This is a genomic window from Halomonas sp. LMYGS-3, from assembly GCF_059509875.1.
In genome coordinates this window covers 1-620 of the sequence record NZ_JCAKFQ010000078.1, presented here as the reverse complement: position 1 = coordinate 620, position 620 = coordinate 1, and the positions used below count along the sequence as shown (strand labels likewise).

The window sequence follows — 620 nt, the reverse complement described above, 5'->3', positions numbered from 1 at the left end:
CCCGAATGGCACTTACTTAAGGCGCTGACCGACGCATAATCGGTTGATTTACAAGAAAACGGACGATGGAATACGGTATTGTGCAAGTCGCGAAACCACACACAAACCGCAAACCCATCGCCCGCTTCCATGACCTATCCTACTGCCCCCCTGCATCAGTGCCAACAGCGCCGTGTCGCGCACCATGCCAGCCGCTCGGCGCATACCGAGCTGCGTGCCCAGCTCCATGCCGCCTTCGCCTCTTCGCGCCTTGAGGAGGCGCTGCCTGCCTGTCGTCACCGGCTCTTTCCTCCGCTTGCCACCCTGGAGGCCTTCATCTCGCAAGTCCTGGACGCCGACGCCTCCTGCCAGCAAGCCGTCAATCGCGTCATGCTGAACCGGCAGCGCGACCAACAGCGCCTGGGGAGTGTCCGCACCGGCGCCTATTGTCGGGCTCGCCAGCGCCTGCCGGGGACCCTGGTGGGCGACCTGGCACGCTACCTTGGCCGCACCCTAGCGGAGGAAGTGCCCTCTGCCTGGACCTGGCAGGGCCGGCCGATCAAGCTGATCGACGGTACCACGGTGTCGATGCCGGACACGCCCGAGAACCAGCAGCGCTTTCCTCAGCAAACCAGCCAGAA

At 64.0% G+C, this 620-nt stretch carries 1 pseudogene; it reads left to right on the top strand.

Annotated elements, in window-relative coordinates:
* Positions 1-129: 129 nt before the first annotated feature.
* Positions 130-620: pseudogene (locus tag AC5W54_RS22535) on the top strand (IS4 family transposase); the annotation flags it as partial.